Genomic DNA, 22,275 nt, shown 5'->3' with positions numbered 1-22,275 from the left:
ACGTTGCGATCGGCCCTGCAACGGCAGCGATAATCTGACTGGGTTTCGCTGCGCAGTTTCGCCCAAAACAGATCGCGCAAGTGGCGCAAATTTCGACTCACTCTCCCCTGCCTTTTTGTGAATCGATACCTGTTGCCGAACGACCTGAGACGTCCTCGAAATTGGTGCCAGAACTCGGTTGGCCGATGAACGAAAATGGCAGAGGCTGATCGGTGTTGGATGAGTCGACTGGGCAGTAGAATTCTGGCCCATCGGGAACCGCGTATGCCCCCCCTGCCCGCCGCTGCGACAAACGCTGTGTGGGCGGGTGCATTTCCCAAGCCCATTCATGCAGGAGTACCTGGCACTGAAGTTGTAAGTGGTCCAGCATCCAAGTGACGCAGACCAAACCGAGGAGACTTCCCCAGACCAAGTCGCGCCGTGTGACTGCCATCTTTTCGCCCCCTCAACTCCAACTAATACGGCCGGTCACCGGGAGGTTGAACAGGTGGTATCGCCTGGCGATAGCGGTCAGCCATTTGCGGGTCGATATAGGTGGGCTGGCCGCCGTTGAAGCTGGGGAGCATGCCGGGCTGGCCGGTCGTTGGGGCGTAGCCATTGGGCGCGTAGTTGCTCGCAGGCTGGCCACCGTAGTAGCTGCTGGCTGGCTGCGCCTGGTAGGTCTTTTCGAACTGCTGAGTTGCCGTGTTGAGCAGGTCGCGGGCAGGCTCGAAGGCACCGCCATAATTCGCCGTGGGGTACCGATTTTCCAGTCCGTCGATGTACGGTGCCAGCACCTGCAAAATCTCGGGAGGCAAAACCGATTCGGCCTTCGCCAGAATCTGGGCGATGACATTGCCAGAGCGCGAGTTGATGATGGCTTGTCGCTGCGGTTGTTCGAGCAGGGTCATCGAAAAGAGGGTGATGATGATGCACAACAGCACACCCTTGGCTAAACCCATCACTGCGCCAACTTGCCGATCGAACTCTTTGAGCTTCATGCGTTCGATCGCCTGGCTCACAAAGTTGAAGCACAACCAAACCACGAGCGACGTTCCCAGGAACAAAATCAGCATCGCGCCGAAGACGTTCCACGGCCCATTGGCCAAAGCCGCAGCACCCGAAGATTGCTCCGCGCGATTCTGAAAGAAAGTAGAGATCATTTGCGCGACTGGCGCGCGAAAGTTAAGCGCGACGAAGTAGCTGAGCACCATCGAAGCCGTTGAAGCCACTTGCCAGGCGAAGCCTTTCCAAGCTCCCCAGGCAATCGCGCCGACGAGAACGCCAATCATCAAAAAATCGTAACCTTGCATCCTTGCAAACTCCGCTGTGCGGGGAAGCCCTCGATTTCTGGCGAGGACGAACGGTCGCGCTTGGCGCGCGGTCATCCTGGGTCGGCGGCAGTATAGCCGAGCAGGGGGCAAACGCCGAAGAGCAATTGACATTGATCTTGGAGAGAAGAGACAACGTCGGTAAAGTTCGCGCGGTTGCAAGATAGACAGCAGCAGGCAAGGGCAGGGCGGATCGCCAGCAGGATGCTAGCGATGGCGGGCGAGCAGCGGGAAGGAACCTGACATGGCGGATTTCAAATCGCACATCACTTTCAGTTCGGTGCTGGGAGTCGGCTATGGGACTGTGGGCTTTTTCTTTCTGAACGAGCCAATCGAAATCAGCATTCTTGGTGGCGCGCTTTGCAGCTTGTCGGGAATGCTCCCGGATCTCGACAGCGACTCAGGAACGCCGGTGCGCGAAATGTCGACGTTCGCCGCAGCGGTCATTCCCATGCTGATGATGCCGCGCTTCGAGGCTCTGCATTGGTCGCGCGAGATGATGGTGCTGGCGGCCGCGATCACGTATGTCATCATCCGCTTTGGCATTGTCGAGATTTTTAAAAGGTACACCGTCCATCGCGGCATGTGGCACAGCATCCCGGCGTGTCTGACCTGCGGACTGCTCACGTTCTTGATCGTTGCCGATCTCGATTTGCAGATTCGTTTGTTCAAGGCGGGCGGAGTGATGCTGGGTTTCTTCTCGCATTTATTGCTGGATGAGATCTGGAGTTTTAATGTCCGCAGCGGGCGGCTGAACGTGAAGAAAAGCTTTGGCACCGCGATCAAGTTTTTTGGCAAGGATAGTTGGGCCAACTACAGCGTGTATGGCAAATTGCTCGCGCTCAGCTTCTTTGCCGTTGGCGATCCAATGCTGATGGACCACTTTGGGCACGAAGTCCATTTTGGCCATCCCGCCGGGTTGCAAGCTTCACAACAAATCCAACAACAGTTTCAACGGGTCGATCAACGGTTTGTGCCCGCAGATCAACAACCGTATGACCCGAACACGCAGCCGATTGATCCCGCCACTCAACAGGCGCTGGAGCAGGCTCGCTATCGCGCGCAGTACGAATATCAGCAGCAGCAACAGTATCCGCCCCAACTGCAACGGTAAGTTCCTCCCCGTAGCTCAGTCACTCCGTGACTGTCCCGTAACTCAGTCACTCCGTAACTCAGTCACTCCGTGACTGAGTAAAGCGAGTCAGGGAATGACTCGTCTACGGTTTGCGCGTATCGAGCAGCAGTGTGACTGGACCATCGTTGACGAGTTCCACTTCCATCATCGCGCGGAAGCGGCCGGTGGCAGTGGGAACTTGCTGTTCGCTGATTGCTGCCACGTAACTCAGATAGAGTTCGTTCGCGCGCTCCGGTGGGGCTGCCTCAATGAAGCTGGGGCGGCGACCTTTCGAGCAGTTGCCCAGCAGCGTGAACTGGCTGACCACCAGCACGCTGCCAGCCACATCGCGCACACTGAGATTCATCTTCCCATCGGCATCGTCAAAGATGCGGAGGCCAACGGTGCGATCGGCCAGTGCGCGAGCATCGTCGAGCGTGTCTTCCTGCGCAACCCCCAGCAGCACGAGCAGGCCATGCTGAATCTCGCCGACAATCTCGCCCGCGACCGTGACCTTCGCTCGCTTCACTCGCTGCAGGACCGCTTTCATCGGGCGGCCTCTTCGCTGACAGGCAACCCCTTTTCGATGCGAATCTTGCGAACCTCAGCCAGAATCGCTTCGATCGCGCGATAGTTCTCGGCAATGCGAAGCGCCTGGACGAAGAACGAAACGGCGATGAACGCCAGCGTGAGCATCGCCATCAAGTAATGCCACTGCACCATGTCGGCACTGCGACCGGGCTGAGCTTGGTTCAGCGGAATCGACGGGTCGGAGAGCCCGCCCAGAAACACCAGCACGACGATTGCCACCATGCTCCCGGCGGCCCAGGGAAAGGTCTTGCGTTTGATGAGCGTGCTGCGAGCCTGCAACTCTTCCTGGAGCGAATAGGTCTCGCCCACTTCGCGACACCATTTGCTCGTGCCGACGAAATAGGTAACGGTCACACTATTCACCAGCACCACAAGCAGTGAAGAAGCCACGCCAACATAAAAGTGCAACGTCATGCGATAACGCGGGACGTCGAGCGAATCGGCAGCAGCCTTCAGATTCTTTTCCGCAGCCGCTTTTTTGTCGGCAGGACTCTGCGGATCAAATTTCGCCTGTTTGTATTCTTCATTTGCCGCGCGGTAGGACGCAGCAACACTGTTGAAGTCGCCGATCCACAACCCGATGAAGAAATTGGCCGCGAGCGAAAGCCAGGCGATGGCAGCGAGAACCAAAAAAATGCGTGACACGTGAGGGAGGGGCTAAGGGACTTGGGGCTTAGAGACTAACGACAGTTTAGAGAGGCGGGGAGTGAGTGACGAGGCGGGGGAAGGGAAGAGAGGAAGAGAGGAAGAGAGGGAGAGGGGGTGACAAGGTGATAAGGTGACAAGGTGATAAGGTGACAAGGTGATAAGGTGAAACCTAAAGCAGAACGATTCGACTAGAATTGGCTGTTGATCGAGTACGAACAAGCTCTCTGACCTCCGAACTTCCACATGCTCCCCTCCCCTGCCCCGGATTCTTGCGTATTGCTGCTGGTGCGGCATGGTGCGACGGTTGCCAATCTTGCCAGGCCAGTCAGATTGCAAGGCTGTGGCATCGATCTGAGTTTGTCACCCGAAGGTGTGCGGCAAGCGGAAGCAACTGCTGAGTTTTTAGCAACGATCCCGTGCTCAGCCGTCTTCAGCAGTCGGATGAAGCGAGCGGTGGAAACAGCGGAGCGAATCGCAGCTCGTCAGAATTTGGTGGTGGAGCCGCTCTCGGGTCTGCACGAGGTCGATGTTGGCCGCTGGGAAGGCCGCGATCGCGACGAAATTGAAGCGATGGATCCGGAAGCCTTTTTGCTGTTCCTGGAAGACCCGGCAACCAATGGTTATCCCGAGGGTGAGAACGTCGTGCAAGTTGCCGACCGCGTGACACCCATTCTCGAAGCCTTAGCCGAGCGCCACTTGGGCCAGCGTATCATCGTTGTCGTACATAACGTTGTCCTGCGCGCCTACCTCGCGCAAGTTTTGGAAATTCCACTCGCCCGCTATCGCCAACTTACGCAAGAGAACTGCTGCGTGAATGTACTCGTCTGGCAACACGCCACGATGCAAGTCCGCACGGTCAACTCGGTGTGGCACTTGGGGGAATGAGGGGCGAGGGAAGTTGCAATCGAAACTATGGCCAGTGAGAACGAGAGGATAAAGCATTTCATAATGTGAGTGGATCGCGAACCTGATTCCTTCTTTCCAACATCCCTCGCCTCCCGTCTCCCGTCTCCCGTCTCCCGCCGCTCTCATTTCACCGGCAGTCCCAGCTTCACGAGATAAGCTTGCGTGAGGTCTTCAATCTCTTGTTCGCCCGGGTTGTAGTCGAAGTCGCGCGGGTCGAGTTCCGCGGCGGGCTGGACGTTGAAGAACTCCATGCTGACCAGTGGGACCAATTCACCGGTACCACTCCCCTGCCCTGCCTCGCCAGGCAAGGCGCGCGCATAGTAGATGACGCGATACGGAAAGAGCCCAAACGAGCGTTCGTTGCGGCCAAGCACCAGGTCGACTCGTTCGGGCAATGACATGGGGGATTCGTGCTTGCTCTTTTTGCCCGTCGTCGTTGTTAATTCTTTCCAGCGATCCGGTTTCCATTTGCCGCTCACGGCCCAAACGGGCATGCGTCGCGCGCGCGACTCACTCGATACTGGGTATTCAATCTCACCAGCGCGAGCAGCAGTGAATTCAAAATCGCGATGGAGCGACTCGAGCAGCGCCGGCAAGCCACCGAGCAGCAGCCAGGCATCGTCGCCGGGCGAAGGGACTGCGGGGCGCACTTCGTCGCGCTCAGGCGCCGCCTTCTCTTTCGCAATTGCGTTACGCACGGTGCGCAGGTTCACGCGGGCCACTTTATACGCGGCGGGGGGAAGATCGCGCCGAACCCAATAATATTGCTGACCGCTGATCTGCTGCAGCGCCGCGGTGCGCTCGGCGACTTGCAACTTGAGATCGAACCGCAGCAGTTTCTCGGGACCATCGCCCAGTTGGACGTACTGTCCGTTGCCCAGCAGGTTCTGGCCCGCGGCATCGATGCGAAAACGAATCTGCGCCTGTACCGAAGGCTCGGCCTGCACGCGCCGCGCAGCTTGGGCGACGAGCGCGTTCCCATCGACCACGCCTGGCGATGCAACTGGCGCGCCCCCCTGCCCTGCCCCGCCTGCTTTCGCGCGGCTATCGGCCAGCCCCTGAAACTCGGCCAGCGGAAAAGCACGGTCCTGCGCGTGAGCCCGACCGATGCGCAGCGCGCTCTGAATGCCGCTGGCACCAAAATAGAGGACAACTCCCATGGCCAGGAGCGCCAAGAGCCCCTTTGTGAAGCTGGGCTGTGTGAATCCAGGGAGTGTTAAATCGGGCAGTTTGTATGTCATTGGAGGGTCGTGCGGGTTTTGCCAAAGATTCGTTCTGCACCGGGCCGAACAATTACCCATAGACACTCCGTCAGCGGAAGTGGCTGCAGGTGCATCCTGAGCATTGAAGGGGAACCTCGCGAAGATTGGTCGCGAGATTTTCTGCCCAGATGATAGGCCTTCAGCGACTTTCGGGTCCACGGCAGTCTAAGCCAGCTTTCGTGTTGCGAATTGCAATCGGACGCTAGCACACGCACACACAAGTTCGTTCAGGGAAGCATGAACGCCGCGGTCCTAGCAAGCCAGGAGGTTTGCGGAGTGAATCGCGGTGAGTTGTGTCAGGGGGGACACCATGAAAATCCGTCTGTTGCTTTGCATCATGTCGCTGGCCGTCGTAACGGCTACGGGGTGTGTATTCCCCAAGGCGCACAATCTGCCACCGGCTTCGCAATTGTTGGAGCCGGGACCAGGCGTGGGTGGACCAGGGCCGGGCGTGTTGCCCCCCTCGTTACCTCCCGCGATGATTCCCGTCAGCATGCCAACCGTGCAGCTCCTCTTCGCGAAACCCGAAGGGATGCAAGTGCGGTGGGATGTGAGTGGCACAGCCTCGTTCGACTCAGCTCCGCTGGTCGTTCCTGGTCGCCAGAATTTTCCCCAGAACGGTATCTACCGGTTGAAGATCACCAACATCGCAGGCCGCGAAGGTGTGGAACTGTATCCCACCGTCGAGATCGCCCCGACCACTCCACGGTCGGAAGCGTTCCTGGCTCACAACGCGATTCCCATGCAGTTCACCGAAGAAGATTTCGACCAGGTACTGGCCGGCAACTTCGTCACCAAGGTGATCTACTTGCCTGATCCGGAGTTCCAAGAACTGGCTCTGGCCGGTGTCGAAACTCTGGTCAGCACGCGGCTCGATCCAGGTGTCGATCCGATCGTCGAAGCTGATCGCCGCGGTGCGATCCTCGCGGTGATCCGTGTCGGTAACAAGGACATCGAAATGCCGGGCAGCATCGTCGGGCCGGAATTCGGTGGCGAGATGTTTGGCATGGGAGGTATGGGCGGTGCCTATTGCGGACCTGGCGGAATGGCAGGCATGGGTGGTGGTTTCCCTGGTACTTTGCCGCCGAACTACGTCGCCGGTGTGACAGCCGCTCAGTACGGCATGACCACCAGCGGCACGCCGATCGGCCTGCCTGGCCCGCCCCACATTCCACTGGGTGGCCCAGCCGGTTTGCAGTCGCACATGATGAAGAACCACACGCATTATCACATCCCAGGTCCGACCGAGCACTTCAAAGTGCACGTGCGGCAACAACCGGGCTTCAGCTATCCGAAGCCGGTCAACAAGGTACACATCCGCGAACAGAACATTCACGCTGGTTATCAGTTCGGGCAACCGCACTACGACAAGCATGAACGAATTCCCGGTGGTGGCCCTGGCAGCGGTGGCTACAACCAGGCCGGCGAATACTGCCCGCCCGGCCAGCAGTAAACAATCACGCGGTTGCTAAAACCGCAGATCAACAAACTCGCAGCCCGCTGGCGAAATCCAGCGGGCTTGCGGTGCAAATTCACGAACCATCTAACGCCTTGCCTGGCTGCTCACCATGCGAAGTCACTTCACATTCGTTGTCTTGGCAGCTTCCTTGCTGCTAACCTCTTCGGCCCACGCTCAAAACGTGTGGCATCTGCAAGACAACGCCGATATGCCGCCGGGTTGGATTGGACAAAAGCAGCTGGAACGTGGTGGACCACGACCTGGCTACTTTCAACCGGTCAAAGTCACCGGCCCCGAGGGGACCAGTGTCGCGCTGGCCGAACAAGGTGGCTTTGCGCCCACCGATAAGAACTCTGCCCTGGCCGGCATGCTGATTGGTCAGGTCTATCGCCTGAAAGTCACGGGCATCCCGCTGCACGAAGGCGAAGAAGTCTATCCTTCGGTCGAAGTGATCGATCGTTTGTATCCACCGCCGGGGCAAGCAGCCCGCTTTCCGATTCCGATCGAACTGACCGCTGAAGAGCTCGAGTTTGCCTTGCAAGGCAAATACGTGATGCGCGTCATCTATATCGAAGAACCCAAGACCGCCCTGCCCCGCCGCGATGAACCGCCCCGTCAGCGATACATCGAAGTTCCAGCTGGCGAAGATCCGCTGCATGTGGCCGATCGCATGGGCCGGCCAGTAGCCATCCTGCGAATGGGTTCACGCTTGCCGACGCCCGAGTTCGTCGATGGCAAGTTCCTGTACCTCAATCCGCCTTACGTCAAATACGAAGTGCCGCCGCCGTTTGTGAATCGCCGCGATGGCCTCGAGCCACCGCTCGAAGGTCCGCTCAATCAGGGGCAGAAGAGCTTTCTCATTCCGCGCCTACCAGCCCGCGAAATGCACGTGCCATAAGGTCGAAAGCTGATTTTTGAAGGTCGCTTCATTAATTGCCCAACGAGCGTAGCGAACAAGACACGACGCGTAAAGGAATTGCTCATGAGCCAGCCCAACATCATTGCCCAACACTTCGCTCGGCGGGGCCTGCTGGTATTGATCGCTTTGCCGCTCCTTACCTTCTGCTCGTGCAAAGGTTTGCAGGTTCCGTTTCGTCCACTGTTGCCGACTGGCGACGGGGTGAAGCCAACTGCCTCCACAACGACCACTCCCACGGCAACCACCGCAGCCTCTCCGACACCGGCCGTCGATCGCGTTCCCTTGGCTGCAGTGCCCAAAGCGGGCTATCAGCCTCCGCGCTTGGTGCGGCCCGTTGGTTATTATCCCGGCGTGAATGCACCAGCACCTTCGCTCCCCTCGAGCGCTTACACCGGTCAGCCGATGCACGGACATGGTCCCCACGGCAGCGGTTGCCCTTGCTGCGGGCCCCAAGCTCCGTTTCAATTCTCACCCGATCTGCCCGGCGAAGATCCCTATGGCGGCTGGATGCCCGACGGCATCAAGAAGCCTTGGCCCTCGGACGAATACATCTGCGATGGTGGCGACAACAACGACGATGTGCGCGTGAAGCAGAACTGGGATGTCGTCGGGCTCGATCCCGAAGACACAATCGCTCACTTCGACACGCTCGATGGAAAAACCGAAGTCGCCGCGAGCAATAAGTGCTGCATCTATGCTCCGCGCTTCGCCGCAATTCGCAAAGTGATGAACCCGATCGTGTACGAAGGTCACGAGCGGATGGCGGGCGTCGAAAAACCAACCAAACTTAACTTGCATCAAGAGCTCGGCTCGCCCACGACGGCCGTTCAGCCCGAACAAGTCCTCGCCGATCTGCACATCGATCCGGCAGTTACCTTCCGCGAACAGACCAAGGGAATTGGTGTCGACAACGTCACCAATCCTGTGCTCGCTCGCGGTGGCTTCATGCCGCACGAGAATCTGAAGTTCATTCAACAGGGCATTTTCGAGAACGCAGAGAAAGCGGTGTTGGCCGAACGGACCTTGGCCGCGGTCACCTGGCAGAGCAATCAGGCAGTTCAAGTTATCATCGAAGGGGTGATGGCTCACGAGGCGAAAGGTATTGCCAAACCTGAAGTCACCTACACCTACGAAATGCAAGGCAAAGCCCGTCTGCGAATCTGCAAGATCGCCAGCAGCTGCGATGCTCAGGTGGGTGAGTTTGTCGAGTTCACCTTGCGGTTCGATAACGTCGGCGATCAAAAGATCGGTAACGTCACGATCATCGATCACCTGACGCCACGGCTCGAATATGTAGCCAAGAGCCAAAGCTGCACGGTCGGTGCAGAATTCAAGATGCAAGAGAATCCCGATACGCTCGTCCTGCGGTGGGAAGTTACCGAACCACTCGAAGTGGGCCAAGGCGGGCTGATCCGCTTCCGCTGCCGCGTGCGATAACGCGAGAGTTTACAGTTTGTTTCCAGCCGGCTCGATCTGCAGCAGCAGCTGCGTCATGTCGACCGGCTTAGTGAGATGAGCATCGAAGCCAGCTGCGAATGCGCGCTGGCGATCCTCTTCGCGGCCATAACCGGTGACTGCCACCAGCCGGGCTGATTTCGCCTCGGGCATGGTTCGCAACGTCCGCGCGACTTCAAAGCCGTCCATCAACGGCAGCCCGATATCGCACAAGACCACGGCGGGTTGGAACTGCTGTGCCGCAGTCACTCCTTCTTTCCCGTCGTAGGCCAACCTCACTTCGTGGCCATATAGTTCGAGCAACATCCGCAGCGTATTGGCCGAGTCTTGATTATCTTCGACAATCAGCACCCGTTGCCGGCGCTGCTGTGCTTTCGGCTCGCTGGGCGTCTTGGCTGCCATGGGTGCTACCTGCAAAAGAGGCAGGCGAATCACGAACTCAGCCCCCCTCCCCTGCCCTTCACTGTGAGCCGTAATAGTGCCGCGATGCAGCGTGACCAGACCATGGGCTACGGCCAGACCGAGTCCTAGTCCGCCACGAGTCCGATCAAGCGAACGATCGGCCTGCGAAAAGCTCTCGAAGACATGGGGCAGCAACTCTTCGGCAATGCCAATGCCACTATCACGCACGCGCAAGACGGCCTGGCGATTTGTTTCGTCACTTGCCAGGCAAATGTGCAACTGGCCTGCGCCATCAGAGAATTTCACCGCATTGTCGAGCAGATTCGCGATGACTTGAGTTAGCCGCGTGGAATCGCCACTGATCCAAAGTGGCTGGGGAGAATAATCGGTCGTCAATTGCAGGCGGCCCGCAGCCAGTGCCGATGCGCGATCTTCCAGGGTTTGCCGGACGAGTTGATTCAGTTCCAGCTTACCCTCGTGCAGCGAGACCTTGCCGCGAGTAAGCCGCGAGACGTCGAGCAAATCATCGACCAGCCGAGACATGTGGTCGACCTGTCGCGTCATGATCAGCCGCGATTGTTCAACCACTGCCGGATCACAGTTCGAAATGCTCAGCAGGTGCAAGCTGTTCTTCAGTGGCGCAAGGGGATTGCGCAGTTCGTGCGCCAGCATCGCCAGAAAATCATCCTTGCGCCGATTCGCTTCCTGCAACGAGTCGATGAGTTGCACGTTGGCAATGGCCACCGCGGCGGCATTGGCCAGCGCTTGCAGCATATCGAGTTGCTCGGGGGTAACGTGGCAAGTATCGCCCCAATAGGCACCCACAGCGCCGAGCGGATTTTCAGTCCGGATCGGTGCCATCGCCATGCTCTTTACGAAAGTGGCGCGATAGACATCGTGCGGAATTCGCGCATCGGCAAAGACGTCGGGAATGGCTACGGGTTCGCGGTTGAGCATGCACCAACCCGAGATGCACTTCTCGAGTGGGAACCGTCGCCCTTTCCACAAAGGACTGATCGCATCCTCCTGGGCATAGTGACAGAAATCGCCATCTCGCAGAACGATGGTCACGCCGTCCGCTTTGGTCAGCTTGCGGGCGGAATTCTGCAGCACGCTAAAGACAGCTGGCAGATCGCGGCAAAATGACAGCCGCTGCACGACACGAATTAACTCTTGATGCGGCATCTCAATCCTTTGGCGACTAAATCGGTCCCCTCGCCCAACTGGAACTGGGCAAAGCGTTGCGGGCAGCGGTCGCAAGATTCCATGACTTTGCTGCCTGGCAGGTCACCTAGTAAACAGCAAGTTCGCCTACAAATCCAGAGAGGCAACCGGCCTCGATGCCAGCATGTCTGTGGGCTTCGCTCGCTCCCGCTGAAAGTTGCGAATAACCTGCGAAACAAATTCCCGCATTCCCCGCCTAACCATCCTGACGAGAGTTACAAGTGCTAACGAAAAAGCCTGACACTCGTCTCCCGCCTCACTTTATCCCACCTCAGTTCAAGGAATTCTGTCATGTCGCGTTTCACCACTGCCCGTTCTGCTCGCAAGCCCGCTGCTCGCAAAGTTGCTCCCCCCAAGACCACTCGCCGCTACGGGGTCGAAGCCCTCGAAGCTCGCGAACTGATGGCCGGCAACGTTAACGTCACGCTCTCGTCCGGTAACTTGACAGTGACCGGCGATGCTCAAGGTAACGGGGTCCAAATTCGCCAAATCTCCAGCAACCAGTTTGCTGTCGTTGGCCTCAAGCAAGCCGGTGCGAACACCTCGATCAACGGTGCCGGTTTCAAGGTGTTCAGCGGCGTCACCGGCAACGTGACTTTCAACATGAACGGCGGCAACGATCAAGTTCACATCTCCGATGGTCAAGGTTTCTTCGCTTCGCAACCTGGTCTGCCGACATCGTTCCAGCCGGTGAAGTTCGCCAAGAATGTCACCGTGAACCTCGGCGATGGAGCCGACACCTACGCCGCCGATGATATGACCGTCGGAGGCAAACTCAAGGTCGATGGCGGCAGCGGCACGGGAATCGACATCGTCCGCTTGGATGGAGTCACTGTGAACGCAGTCGGCTCAAGTGGCCAGGCACTCGAAATTGATACCAACGGCGGTAACGACCAGGTGTTGATCGACTTCGCCGAATTTAAGGGACTGGTCGACATCGATACTGGAAGCGAAAACGATCTGGTCCACCTGTTCTTTGCCGAAATCGAGAACAACAGCGATCTGATCATTCGGACTCAAGCGGGCGACGACAAAGTCGAACTGTTCGACCTACTCATTGCCGACGACCTGCTGGTGGATGCCGGCGGCGGCAACGACACGGTGATTGCCGTCGAAGTCGAAGCCCTGGACGAAATTGATATCAACCTTGGGTTGGGGAACGACCTGCTGCAAATCTTCGAACTGATCGCAGCCGATGTCGAACTCAACGGTGGTGGCGGCACTGACAAGCTGGAAGATGCGGGCGGCAACAGCCCGCTCGATATCAGCAGCATCGAGACGATCTTGGATGTCTCGGAGTGAGCAAATGCAGAAGTGAGAAGGCAGAATGCAGAATTAGTCAGGCCCGTTGAGAAATCAGCGGGCTTTTTTATTGCAGATAAGGGAACGAGCTTGCCTTCAATCTGCAATCTCAAATCAGCGGTCTGCAATTCTTCTCACTCGGCCGACGACCTTGAGCCTTCGGGCGAGCCGCCGATGGGATGACCAGCGGGGAGTGGCCGGCCAGCAGTGAGATAACCGAGACGAAAAAGTTCCTGCTTGACGGCGCGGAACTCTTCGAAGCTATCGGGATAGACCCACAAGGTGACCGTTGCTTGCTGCGGATTGACGGTTCCCAAGCGGCCGCGAAACTGCGAGCCTTGGCGCATTGCCTGGTCCATCGTTTCGCCAATCGGGTCGTCGACTTGCACAAAGAAGAAGCGTTCGAGTCCGATACGAGTTTGCCGCGCAGCGGCAATGCGAGTTTGCACGTCGACATCAAACCGCCGCAAGATGTACTTGGCACCAAAGCCCGCGATAATCGGCAACCCAAATTCGGCGCGCGGCGTATCGGCCAGCTTTTGAGCTTGCCGAGGCAAGTCCGCCTTCATCGCTTCAATCATTTCGTCCCAGGGAAGATAAACAATTTTGCCACCGAGCAGACGAAAATGAATCTCCTTGCCAAAGACTGTCTTCGCCATCGGCGTCGGCAGATGGGGAATGACATTGCCCGGACGGGACTGTTCGAGGGTCATCCGCTCAATATCGAGTTGCAGTAGCTCCTTGAGCGATTGATCCATTTGCGACTTCAGATCGAACCGCTGCTGATCTTCGGAACTCAGTTTGTTGCGGTGCTTCTCCAGCGATTGCTCAGCCACCGTCACGAGCAGTTGCAGGCGCGCACGCTCTTGCTGCTTGATTTGCAACTCGAGGTTTTGGGCAGCCAGATTCCGCTTGATCTGCACAATCCCTTGCTCGACTTCGTTGGCAGCTGCGGTGGCCGCGATCACATCGGGTAGCGGAGCAATTTCCGCTGCCGGCGTTTCGACCGGCATTTCAGCCGCGATGAAACCCCGTTTGGCCTGCGCAGCGACGATCATCACCAGGATGATCAAGATCCCGACGAGATTGGCGACGACATCCAAGAAGGAATCCTGGCCCGGCGCTTCGACCTGTGCGGTTCGGCGTCTCACGGCGTCTTCCTTTGCAAATCAAAGCCACTGCCATTCAGCATCTGCTGTAAAGCCGTGAATTGTCCTTCGCCGGCGCGGGTCACTTCGACTTGCAGCACCGGTTTCCAATAGCCATTGGTCATGGCGGGGCCCCACGCATCCAAGTGCTTTTGCACCGCCTTCACAAAGGCATCGGCCTCTTCAGGTTTCATTTGCGGCGAGACGGCAATGGTGCTGACAGCGCGATCGTCACCTCGCTCGGGAACGACAACCAATCGATCGGGCAAGCAGACCACGCGAATTGGCCGTGTGACCGCAGTGGTTCGTCCTTGAGCGCCGGGCAATCCCCAATTGCTCGCCGTGCGCGAGTTGCCCGCGCGCTGCTGACTACTTTTCGCACCGCTCGTAACACTGGGCGTGCCGCCTGGATTCGAGCCCGACGCAGCAGCCGAGTTGGTATTGGGCGAACCGCTGGCGGAACCACTGGGGCTCCCCTGCCCTGCCATTTGTCCGGTATTGATGTTGGTGGTGGGACGTCCCGTGCTCGAACCGCCGCCACCGCTGGTTTGTCCGGTGCTGTATTGGCCATTTGCGCCGGCATTCGCTCCGGTGTTATTGTTCGCGGCACCGCTGCCACCCGTCGCGCCCCCCTGCCCTGCCCTGTTGGCCTGAATACTGTTGGCCTGAATACTGTTGGCCTGAACACTGCTGGCGGCGAACTGTGCATTCGGGCCACCACCGGCCGTTCCAGGCCCGATACCAGGCCCGGTTCCAGGATTGCCCGGAGCACCATAAGTGCCTTGAGGATTGCCTATGCCAGGGGCGTTACTGCCTGGGTTGTAGCCGCCGTTGCCACCGATGCTCCCTGCTCCACCAGCGAATTCGCCGTTGCCATTGCCGACACCACCCGAACCGCGCGCCGCATTCACAGCGGCCTGGAATTCAGGTTGATCTTGCGGCGAGAACGAGGTCAGCGTGTCATCGTCTTGAAACTTGCGCGGCATGGCAGCAGCCAGCATTACTTGTCGTTCGCGCGCTTTGCCGACCACTTCTTCGAGCATGCTTTGCATGGCCGGATTCGGCGAGCCGTAGTCGAGTCGTTTCTCGTCGGAGACGAGTTCGTAACCAAACTCGTCATCCCAACCGCGGAGCGCCTGTCGCGCTGCTTGATAGGCGACAATGCCGCTGGGGCGCACGACCAACAGCGGATAAGGCTCGCCCGGTTCACCCGACCGCTTCCAGGCCTCGCGAATGGTACGGAGCGCCGCATCAAGCGGATTGCCCGGATTCATCGGGCCACTGAAGTCGGCAGGTCCGAGAATGAGACCTTCGGGCTGTAGCACCACACCTTCGATGCGGCATTCAATGTAAATCGGCCGGCGCTTGGTGCCGTTGGGCCCATCGTAGGGAATCAGCGCGAATGAGCGATCTTTTTCGGCCAGCTTCTTTTTCTTGTCTTCGAGTTCGGTCTTGCGGCGGGCGATCTCGGCTTGCAGTTTCGCCAGTTCAGTTTGCTCGGCCGTGACATCAGCGATTTTCGCCGTTTCGCCACGATCGATTTCCTGCGCGCGGGTCATCAGCGCGCGGGCCTGGTCCTGCAAGCGGCGGATGTGATCTTCTAAGTGCGCAACTTTCACGCGACTGGAGGCCAATACCTCAGCCTGTTCGAGCCGTTGCTGTTCGAGCATTCCTTGCCGCCACTGCTCGTCTTCGATTTTCTCTTGCGCGATCTTGCGTTCGGCCGCGAGCGGGTCGACAGGCGGCGGAGTCCGCTGCTTGTTCTTCACGACATCGTGCGCATCAAGCCGCGCCTGTTGCACCAGCAACACGAGCAGCACGATCAAGGCGCCCATCGTGCAAATTAGTACGGCAAGGAACGGGAAGAGGGCGACGCCGATAGCTTGCCGGCGAACCTTCTTGCTCATGCCGCACGACTCCTGCCTTGAGGTCCAAGTTCAACATGCTGAGCATCGGAACGCCCCAGCCGGCTGTTGAGGAGGTGAATCGCCGCAGCCAGACTCATAACGGTTTCCTCGAAGTTCTTGGAACCGGCGAGTGCCGACAGGTTGCTATTCAGAGCCTTCTCGAGCTGCACCACATCACCAGCAGCGCGAATAGCTTGGGTCATCAGTTCACCCTGGCGAGCCATTTCTTGTTGCTGGGCATACAGCAGTTTGGCGTTCTCATTGAGCGCCCCCTGCCATTGTTCCCAGCGTTTAAGCATGTGTTCGGCTGACGAGTGCTCGATCCTCGCCAGATGAGTGGCATGTTGCTCGAGCGACTCCGTCAGCGATGCTGTGAGCGAAGCTTGCAACTGCTGGCCACTCGACTGCTGTAAGCGGTCCCAGTGACCATGGGCCGAGTGAATCGTCTGCTGCCAGAGCTCGGCTTGCCGGAGGACAAGTTGTTCGGTGCCAGCCACGACGAGCTGCGTCATGCGATGGATCGATTGCAGCTGCGGATCGCTCGAAGCGCCGACCATTTCGAAGCGGCCGATCAGTTCCTGTGCGGCGCGCTTGTCAACCTGACCCAGCAGCTCCATTTCAACCCGGTCGATGCCGTATTGAATAAACATCAACACAATCGAAAAGCAAAGGGCGATCGCGGTGGTATCGAAGGCCACATACAATCCAGCCAGCAGGCCGGTCATTGCCCCCTGCAGGCCTCCGCCGGCATCTGCCGATTGAGAACCAAGCTCTTTGCCCAGGTCACCCAGCGCGGCAGTAATGCCGACGACCGTACCCAAAAACCCGAGCATCGGCGTGGCCCAAATAATGATTCGGACCAGCGAGTAACTTTCCTGCTGCCGACCGCCGTCCATATCGGACAAGTATTTCAATTCCTCTTCCAGCTTATCGGCCGAGCCATTTCGCTCGACGGCTTCGAGCGCGTCGGTCAAACGCCGGCCGAGATACGTTTCTTGCAGCCGTTTGGAGAGTGACGAGAGAATATCGAGCAGTTCGCCAGCCTTGGTGGTCGGTTGCGGGCCGTTGAATTCACCCAGGCTGATGGCCCCCAGCGAAGCTTGCTGGGCAATCACGTCGAGCATCTTGTTGATGAGCGCGACCAGTCCGATGAAGAACAGCGCGGTCTCGATAATATTGATCGGGTGACCGCCAAAGTAGCGAATCATCGAGGGATGATGCAGGGGCCCTCGATAAATCAGCGCATAAAAGATGACCGCCAGTCCCAGACCGAGCATGAGGGGCCAACCCACCCCGCTGATCAGGGACCAGAGGGCATTCTGCTTGTTCGCTGCTGGCGACTTAATCTCTTGCGACACCGGAGCATCCTTTCTCACGGGCAACTATCACGGGCCCATTTCGGCCGGCAAGGTTTGGCTAACCGTTAAGATCGACCAAAACACCGCCGCCGAATCAGTCATTGTCCTGGACCGAGCACACCGCACAATTTGCTAGCCTTGCTGGCAAACGCAATCTGCGCACGATGACGGAGAAGCGAATACACAATTCGCCGCGCGCAGCCAAGAGCGACTGGAGAAGAAGTGGAGTGTCGAAATCCGACAAAGTGACGGTTTTAAGAGACAACCGGCAAACTTTGCCAAAGTCGCAAGGGCTCGCTGACCGATTTCTTAACCATCACCGCTGCGAGCGACTTGATCGCTGCAACCGGTGTTCAGCAACAGGAAGCGCCCTGCGTTTCTTTAACGAACAGATCAGCGACCGAATGGTCGCACTATCGATAATCCCGGGGGGGACGACGGTCCGGGACCCTTCGCCAAAAGCGAAGGGCCCGGACTTTTTCATTTCTTGTTGCTCATTGTTCGAACATCACGTTCTACACTCGAGCAGCAATCTTCGTGGGCGAGCCAAACTTCAGCCGCTGGCTTCGCTAGTGCTGATCGGCCAGCACAGCACCAGCCGAGCGAGCGGCCGAAAGTGTTGGCCCCTCCATGGGCACGTACGCATATCGAACCTGCGACTGCTTAGAACCCGATCCGTACGCCGAAGTTGCTGCCACCGAAGTAGACTCCGTTCTGGCGATAGTAGGGGTTGCCGTAGCCATAATTGCCGTAGTACGGACGGTAGTAGCCGCCGTGATAGTGATTGCGGTGGTTGTGGTGGTGGTGACCATGATGGCCATGATGGCCATGATTGTGATGGCCATGACCACCGTGCCCGCCATGATGATGCCCCCCATGACCGTGCCCACCGCCGGCCGAAGCCGTCGAAGTGAACACGCCACCGAGCGACAGAGCAGCCACAGCAACCAATGTGTAGAGAAAACTTTTCATCGCAGAACTCCCTTGTGCTTGATCTTTTTGATTCGGCCGAGCGATGTGCCCGAGCAACGGATCAGTAATAAAGCAGTGGGTGTGCCAGTTTTTTCCCAATTGTCGCAAGCTCAATGCCGGAAACGAGTTAAGATTTTTGGCAACATGCCAAAGTGGTCAGCCACACGCGACAGCGTCGTCACTTCGACAACACGCCGCCATCAAACTGATATATCCGTGGCCTAAAGGAGGCCCCGCCGCCGCTCTGCTGTTTCACGTGCGCGCAAAAAAAAGGAAGTCGCCCGCCAAGCCTGTTCGGCCCAGCTCGCGGCGACTTCCCTGTAGGGACGTGATCTGTGAACAGATCACGTGTTCGAATTGTTCAACCAGATTGTTTGTTTGCAGGCGAGCTTAGAAGCCTACGCCGATCCCAAGGCCGCCGACGCCGACGCTCACGCCGGGTCGATAGTAACCGCCACCGTAGTAGGGACGTCCGTAGCCGTAGTTGTAGCCGCCGTAGTACGGTCGGCTGTAACCACGGTAGCCGCTGTAATATGGCCGGTAGTTACTCCGATAGTTGTTGTTGTAGTATCTCGGAGCAGAGTAGTACCCGCCGCGATAACCACCACGGTAGCCGCCGCGAATTTGAGCGTCGGCCTGCGACGTAAACGTCCCGCCAATCCACAAGGCGCTCGCTGCCACCATACTGAGAAGAATCGATTTCATGGTCTATCTCCATTTAAGAAAGTGTGTCTCATTTCTGAGCAGCAGGACTCAGGCTAACGAGATAAACTCTTATGCAGGCGACGTGCCAGCCGCGGCCCAAAGGCGAGTGAGGCACTAAAACAGCCGCTTTTTGGCGGTATCCCACAGCTTTGTTACCCAAAACGCCGTAACTGCACCCGATTGAGGGAGCGATGATTGGCCTTAACTGGCCTGCGTGATAACCTGAGTGGCCGTTTACCGACCATCAACGAGTTTCAGCGAAATCTGCTCCATGCCCTCCCCTGTTGCGCCCCGCTCCCTCTTCCCGCCCGACCCGGCCCGTTCCGCCGAACAACTGCTGATCGACTTCTTGCCGCGACTTAAAGGTGAGCGACTCCTCTGCACCACGCTGGGCCGCGCACAATTCGCGACTGCCTTTGCCGATGCCCACCTCGAGTCAGCCGTCACGTGCTGGTTTCTAGATCTGTATGCGATGCAGCAAAGCGCGCTGCAAGTCGGCCGCCGGCGAGAAAGTTTTCAATTAGTCTGCGTGGCGGACCCACCCGAGCAAGAGTTCGATCTGGCCTGCTTGCCGTTTCAACGCCAGGGTGAAGTGGAACTGGTTCGCGATCAGTTACAACTCGCCCAGGAACGGCTGGCGATCGGTGGGCAACTCGTCGCGTCGTCCGATAACGCTGAAGATTCCTGGCTGCACGAACAACTGAAGCCGCTGTTCGATAAGGTCTCGCGCTACGTCGTCCCTGGCGGCGTCGTCTATTCCGCAATCAAGCAGAAGCCACTGAAGAAGCAAAAGAACTTCGCCTGCGAGTTTGCCTTTCGCGATCAAGAGCGACTGATTCACCTCCGCAGTCGGCCCAGCGTCTTCAGCCACCGCAGTCTCGATACCGGCGCTCGCGCGCTGATTGAATCGATGCCGCTGCAAGCGGGGGACAATGTGCTCGATATTGGCTGCGGCAGCGGCGCGGTCGCCCTGGCAGCGGCCTTCCGACTCGAAAATGTTTCCGTCACCGCCATCGATAGCAACGCGCGAGCGGTGGAAGCGACCGCTTGGGGGGCAGTGCGCAACGAAGCGGCGCGAGTGACTACGTCGCTCGATTGCGACGGCAGCACACTTGCTCCTGGCACGTTCGATCTGGCGCTGGGCAATCCGCCTTACTACAGCAACTTTCGAATTCCGGAGCTCTTCATTCAGATTGCCTGCCGCGCTCTCAAGCCCACGGGCAAGTTCCTGCTCGTGACGAAAATGCCCGATTGGTACAACACCAATCTCACGCGTTGGTTCACGAGTGTTGAACCTTCAACAGCGAGGCAGTTCCACGTCTTCATTTGCAGTGGGATGATCGACGGCGGCAAGTAAAAGACTTGCATTCGCGGCAAGGTTATCCCACCATAGCGGCTCCCTCCTGCGCTTCGCGCGACCGTCTGAAGGAACCTTGTATGGATTACCGTTTATTTCGCTGCGTCTTGCTGGCTGGCTCTTTCTTCGCAGCGGCCTGCTTCCCTCCCCTGCCCTGCTCAGCCCAAGAGCAGCAAGCGGCTAAACCTGCCGTCGCGAAGTTGGACACCAAGCGCGGCGACGAGATGCTCGCCGAATATTTTCGACTAGAGACCGAGCGACTGCAGCAAGCTTGCTTGAACGACGTGAAGACGGCAGCGGATTGGAAAACACGCGAAGTCGAACTGCGCCGACAACTACACGAGATGCTCGGTCTCGATCCACTCCCTGAACGCACGGACTTGAAGCCGGTCATTACGGGCAAAGTCGAGCACGAAGAGTTCACGGTCGAGAAGTTGCACTTCCAATCGCGCCCTGGGCTCTATGTCACGGGCAATTTGTATCTTCCCAAGACGATCGATAAGCCATTGCCGGCGGTTCTCTATGTTTGCGGGCATGGGCAGATCAAGAAGGACGGCATCGCCTACGGCTCGAAGTCGCATTACCAGCACCACGGCGGCTGGTTCGCCCGCAATGGCTACGTCTGCCTGACCATCGACACTCTGCAACTGGGCGAGATTGAAGGAATTCATCACGGCACGCATCGCTATGGCATGTGGTGGTGGCTAAACCGCGGTTATACGCCGGCCGGCGTAGAGGCTTGGAACTGCATCCGCGCGCTCGATTATCTGCAGTCGCGCAAAGAGGTCGATGGCCAAAAGCTGGGGGTGACCGGCCGCAGTGGCGGCGGTGCATACAGCTGGTGGATCTCGGCCCTCGATGAACGAATCAAGTGTGCCGTGCCAACTGCCGGCATCACGGATTTGCAGAACTATGTGGTCGACGGCGCGGTCGAAGGACACTGCGACTGCATGTTCATGGTCAACACCTATCAGTGGGACTATCCACAGGTGGCCGCGATGGTCGCCCCCCGCGCGCTGCTGATCGCCAACACTGACCGGGACCGAATCTTTCCGCTCGACGGTGTTTACCGAACGTTTCAAAAGGTTCGCCCACTCTATGCGCAGCTCGGCAAGGAGAATGACGTCGGTCTGAACATTACCTTTGGCGGGCATCTCGATACGCAAGAGTTGCAGGTACACGCGTTCCGCTGGCTGAACAAACAGTTGAAGGGAACTGATGACCAGGTGACCAAGGTCACCGAGAAGTTCTTTCAGCCCGAGCAATTGAAGGTCTTCGACAAACTGCCGGAAGATCAGATCAACACGACGATTCACGAGACGTTTGTACCGGCTGCAGTGATTCCCGAGCCGCTCAAGACCGCTGCGGAGTGGAACACGCTGCGCGACGATTACCTGGCTTTTCTGCGCGCGAAGTCGTTCCGCGCTTGGCCGGAGAACTCGCCTCCGCTGGATCTCAAAGAGATTTCGACTGTAGAGCACGACGGCATTCGCTTGACGACCAGCGAGTTCACCAGTCAGGAAGGAATTCGCCTGCAGCTCTTCACGTTCCGGCGGGCAGACTTGAAAGAGCCGGAACTGCAAGTACTGAATGTGCTCGACGATCAAGCCTGGGCAGAATTCCAACTTCTTCTGCGGGCAGGCTTTGCCAAGGAATTCGAGCTGGCACCCGCAACTGCTGAAGAGTCTGAGAATTGGAAATCCACGGCACAGATGCTGAAAAAGTTCCCCTGGGTGATGAGCTACTGCGCGCCGCGCGGCGTCGGCCCGACGGCCTTCGATCAGTCGGAAAAGAAACAGATTCAAAATCGCCGCCGGTTTTATCTGCTCGGGCAAACCTTGGACGGAATGCAAACCTTGGACATTGTGGCCGCCATGAAAGCTTGCCGCACGCCCGAGACACTGAGCAAAGCGGCCCTCTGGTTGCAAAGCCAACGGAAGATGGGTGGCAATGCGCTGTACGCCTCAATCATGGAACCAGGTGCAAAACGCATCGACCTCTACGATTTGCCCACGACGCATCGCGATGGGCCCATCTATCTAAACGTGCAGCGCAAGCTCGACATGCCGCAAGCGGTGGCCCTGGCAGCCGAGAAGACTCAAGTCGTCATCTATCAAGATGTCGCCGGCTTTGAATGGCCGCAGCAAGTGGCGAGCAATCTGGGCTGGGAGAAGAAGCAGTTGCAGTTTCGCAAACCACCTACTCCAGCCGAGGATAAGTAGCTTGCGAGCGGAGG

General features: G+C 58.1%; 18 protein-coding genes. 8 read left to right on the top strand and 10 right to left on the bottom strand.

Going from position 1 to position 22,275, the window contains the following annotated elements; translation table 11 throughout:
• Positions 1-455 precede the first annotated feature (455 nt).
• Positions 456-1,292: a CvpA family protein gene (locus ETAA8_RS12295; RefSeq protein WP_202921786.1), complete on the bottom strand. Its 837-nt coding sequence runs from the start codon at positions 1,290-1,292 to the stop codon at positions 456-458.
• 262 nt (positions 1,293-1,554) lie between these two features.
• On the opposite strand from ETAA8_RS12295, the gene ETAA8_RS12290 reads away from it, so the two are divergent.
• Positions 1,555-2,424: a metal-dependent hydrolase gene (locus tag ETAA8_RS12290; RefSeq protein ID WP_145088329.1), complete on the top strand. Its 870-nt coding sequence runs from the start codon at positions 1,555-1,557 to the stop codon at positions 2,422-2,424.
• Between the two features lie 103 nt (positions 2,425-2,527).
• On the opposite strand, the gene dtd is transcribed toward ETAA8_RS12290, so the two are convergent.
• Both dtd and ETAA8_RS12280 read right to left on the bottom strand, forming a co-directional pair.
• A complete protein-coding gene (gene dtd / locus ETAA8_RS12285) occupies positions 2,528-2,974 on the bottom strand; it encodes a D-aminoacyl-tRNA deacylase (RefSeq protein ID WP_145088327.1) in 447 nt (148 codons plus the stop codon).
• Positions 2,971-3,660, bottom strand: coding sequence for a hypothetical protein (locus ETAA8_RS12280; RefSeq protein ID WP_145088325.1), 690 nt, complete (start codon positions 3,658-3,660; stop codon positions 2,971-2,973). The genes dtd and ETAA8_RS12280 overlap by 4 nt, the downstream gene beginning before the upstream one ends.
• A 246-nt stretch (positions 3,661-3,906) precedes the next feature.
• On the opposite strand from ETAA8_RS12280, the gene ETAA8_RS12275 reads away from it, so the two are divergent.
• Complete coding sequence (locus ETAA8_RS12275; protein ID WP_145088323.1) at positions 3,907-4,548, top strand: histidine phosphatase family protein; 642 nt, start codon at positions 3,907-3,909, stop codon at positions 4,546-4,548.
• 143 nt (positions 4,549-4,691) lie between these two features.
• On the opposite strand, the gene ETAA8_RS12270 is transcribed toward ETAA8_RS12275, so the two are convergent.
• The gene (locus ETAA8_RS12270) at positions 4,692-5,810 is read right to left on the bottom strand and encodes a hypothetical protein (protein WP_145088321.1); all 1,119 of its coding nucleotides are present in this window, start codon (positions 5,808-5,810) and stop codon (positions 4,692-4,694) included.
• Between the two features lie 331 nt (positions 5,811-6,141).
• On the opposite strand from ETAA8_RS12270, the gene ETAA8_RS12265 reads away from it, so the two are divergent.
• From ETAA8_RS12265 to ETAA8_RS12255, 3 genes are all read left to right on the top strand, one after another.
• The gene (locus ETAA8_RS12265) at positions 6,142-7,284 is read left to right on the top strand and encodes a hypothetical protein (protein ID WP_145088319.1); all 1,143 of its coding nucleotides are present in this window, start codon (positions 6,142-6,144) and stop codon (positions 7,282-7,284) included.
• A gap of 115 nt (positions 7,285-7,399) precedes the next feature.
• Positions 7,400-8,188, top strand: a complete 789-nt coding sequence (locus ETAA8_RS12260) for a hypothetical protein (RefSeq protein ID WP_145088317.1) — start codon at positions 7,400-7,402, stop codon at positions 8,186-8,188.
• Positions 8,189-8,272: 84 nt separating this feature from the next.
• Positions 8,273-9,646, top strand: a complete 1,374-nt coding sequence (locus ETAA8_RS12255; protein WP_145088315.1) for a DUF11 domain-containing protein — start codon at positions 8,273-8,275, stop codon at positions 9,644-9,646.
• Positions 9,647-9,655: 9 nt separating this feature from the next.
• Here ETAA8_RS12255 and ETAA8_RS12250 read toward each other — a convergent pair whose 3' ends face one another.
• The gene (locus ETAA8_RS12250; RefSeq protein WP_145088313.1) at positions 9,656-11,251 is read right to left on the bottom strand and encodes a hybrid sensor histidine kinase/response regulator; all 1,596 of its coding nucleotides are present in this window, start codon (positions 11,249-11,251) and stop codon (positions 9,656-9,658) included.
• A 330-nt stretch (positions 11,252-11,581) separates the two neighbouring features.
• On the opposite strand from ETAA8_RS12250, the gene ETAA8_RS12245 reads away from it, so the two are divergent.
• The gene (locus ETAA8_RS12245; RefSeq protein WP_145088311.1) at positions 11,582-12,592 is read left to right on the top strand and encodes a hypothetical protein; all 1,011 of its coding nucleotides are present in this window, start codon (positions 11,582-11,584) and stop codon (positions 12,590-12,592) included.
• A gap of 134 nt (positions 12,593-12,726) precedes the next feature.
• Here the strand turns inward: ETAA8_RS12245 and ETAA8_RS12240 are convergent, their stop codons facing one another.
• The 5 genes from ETAA8_RS12240 to ETAA8_RS12220 all read right to left on the bottom strand — a co-directional run bounded on the left by ETAA8_RS12240 (position 12,727) and on the right by ETAA8_RS12220 (position 18,682).
• Positions 12,727-13,743, bottom strand: a complete 1,017-nt coding sequence (locus ETAA8_RS12240; protein ID WP_145088309.1) for a hypothetical protein — start codon at positions 13,741-13,743, stop codon at positions 12,727-12,729.
• Positions 13,740-15,647, bottom strand: a complete 1,908-nt coding sequence (locus tag ETAA8_RS12235) for a hypothetical protein (protein ID WP_145088307.1) — start codon at positions 15,645-15,647, stop codon at positions 13,740-13,742. Before ETAA8_RS12235 ends, ETAA8_RS12240 begins: the two co-directional genes overlap by 4 nt.
• Positions 15,644-17,005 carry a MotA/TolQ/ExbB proton channel family protein gene (locus ETAA8_RS12230; protein ID WP_145088305.1) on the bottom strand — a complete coding sequence of 454 codons (1,362 nt, stop codon included), beginning with the start codon at positions 17,003-17,005 and terminating at the stop codon, positions 15,644-15,646. The genes ETAA8_RS12235 and ETAA8_RS12230 overlap by 4 nt, the downstream gene beginning before the upstream one ends.
• A 663-nt stretch (positions 17,006-17,668) precedes the next feature.
• The gene (locus ETAA8_RS12225) at positions 17,669-17,977 is read right to left on the bottom strand and encodes a hypothetical protein (protein ID WP_145088303.1); all 309 of its coding nucleotides are present in this window, start codon (positions 17,975-17,977) and stop codon (positions 17,669-17,671) included.
• 390 nt (positions 17,978-18,367) lie between these two features.
• Positions 18,368-18,682 (bottom strand): hypothetical protein, encoded by a 315-nt coding sequence (locus ETAA8_RS12220; RefSeq protein WP_145088301.1) that lies wholly within the window; start codon positions 18,680-18,682, stop codon positions 18,368-18,370.
• A 271-nt stretch (positions 18,683-18,953) separates the two neighbouring features.
• Between ETAA8_RS12220 and ETAA8_RS12215 the strand changes: the two genes are divergently transcribed.
• On the top strand, positions 18,954-20,039 hold the full coding sequence (locus ETAA8_RS12215; RefSeq protein ID WP_145088299.1) for a class I SAM-dependent methyltransferase: 1,086 nt from the start codon (positions 18,954-18,956) through the stop codon (positions 20,037-20,039).
• Positions 20,040-20,119: 80 nt separating this feature from the next.
• On the top strand, positions 20,120-22,261 hold the full coding sequence (locus ETAA8_RS12210) for an alpha/beta hydrolase family protein (protein WP_202921785.1): 2,142 nt from the start codon (positions 20,120-20,122) through the stop codon (positions 22,259-22,261).
• Positions 22,262-22,275 lie beyond the last annotated feature (14 nt).

The sequence above is a fragment of the Anatilimnocola aggregata genome, assembly GCF_007747655.1.
Classification (GTDB): domain Bacteria; phylum Planctomycetota; class Planctomycetia; order Pirellulales; family Pirellulaceae; genus Anatilimnocola; species Anatilimnocola aggregata.
This window is presented reverse-complemented; position numbering and strand designations above follow the sequence as displayed.